Below are 1,405 nucleotides of genomic sequence, written 5' to 3'. Positions count from 1 at the left end.
CTCATCACCCAGAGCCGCGAGGCGGCGCGCCGGGCGCTGCTGCTGTCGGGCGCCGCCCAGTCGCTGGCCGAGCGCAGCGCCGCCATGGAACGCTCGGGCCGCCAGTCGCTGGTGCTCAACGACGCCGTGCTGCGCCGCCGCTTCGCCGACGCGCAGAAGGACGCGCAGAACGTGGTGCAGCGACTGGTCGACAACGGCCTGCTGCCGCAGTCGGCCGAACTGTGGCGCGCCCAGATGGCCACCATCGAGGGCCTGATGAACGGCGCGCCCGAAACGGCACTGGCGCGCGAGGGCTCGATGGCGCTGCAGTTCCGCGAACTGGATGCGCTCAACACCCAGCTCGCCCAGCAGGCGCAGATGCTGATCGAGACCCAGAACAACGCCCTGGCCGACCGGCTGGAGGCCGCGCGCCGCCGGCTGACCCTGCAGGTGGTGGCCGCGAGCGGCCTGGCGGCGGCCCTGGCGCTGGCCTTCGGCATCTGGCTGGCGCGGCCCTTCAAGCGGCTGGAGCGCGCCATCGTGCGCCTGGGCGAGAACCGGCTGGACGAGCCCATCGACATCCTGGGCCCGGCCGACGTGCGGCGCGTGTCCCAGCAGCTGGACTGGCTGCGCCTGCGGTTGATGGAGCTGGACGCCGACAAGGCCCGCTTCCTGCGCCATGTGTCGCACGAGCTCAAGACGCCGCTGGCGGCGCTGCGCGAAGGCGTGTCGCTGCTGGAGGACGGCGTGACGGGCGAGCTGAATCCCGCGCAGCGCGAGGTCGCGCAGATCCTGCAGCAGAACGCCGTGTCGCTGCAGAGCCAGATCGAGGCCCTGCTGCGCTTCAACGCCGCCGCCTTCGAGGCCCGGCAGCTCAAGCGCGAGCGCTGCAACCTGGTCAAGCTGGTGCAGGACCAGATCGAGGCGCAGCGCCTGCAGTGGCAGTCGCACGGCCTCACGGTGCGGGTGGAGGGCGAGCCGGTGACGGTGATGGCCGATCCGGCCAAGCTGGGCACGGCCGTGGCCAACCTGCTGTCCAACGCCATCCGCTTCTCGGCCCGCGGCGGCACCATCGCGCTGGCGGTGTCCGCCACCGGCGACACCGCCAGCATCGAGATCAGCGACGCCGGCCCCGGCATCGCGCCGGAAGACCGCGACCGCGTGTTCGAGCCCTTCTTCCGCGGCGAACGCCAGCCGGAGCACACGGTCAAAGGCACAGGCATCGGCCTGTCGATCGTGCAGGAGTACATTGCAGCCCATGGTGGCCGCATTGCGCTGCTGCCCACCGGCCCCGGCGCACGATTCCGCATCGACCTGCCGCGCGGCTGACCCCCTCCCGACCCCACGCCCATGACGTCTTCGCCCGTCCGCAGCCGCTTCCTCGCCCTGGCCCTGGCCGGCGCGCTGGCCAGGGCCAGGGCGAGGA

General features: G+C 72.5%; 1 protein-coding gene. It reads left to right on the top strand.

Annotated features, from left to right (window positions below; translation table 11 throughout):
* The coding region (locus NS331_RS25085) for a sensor histidine kinase (RefSeq protein WP_058644609.1) at positions 1-1,308 on the top strand (1,308 nt) is incomplete at its 5' end.
* Between the last annotated feature and the right edge of the window lie 97 nt (positions 1,309-1,405).

It is taken from the genome of Pseudacidovorax intermedius (assembly GCF_001476815.1).
In the GTDB taxonomy this organism is placed as follows: Bacteria; Pseudomonadota; Gammaproteobacteria; order Burkholderiales; family Burkholderiaceae_C; genus Xenophilus; species Xenophilus intermedius_A.
The sequence above is the reverse complement of the archived record's forward strand: the minus strand, read 5'-3'. Positions and strand labels throughout refer to the sequence as shown.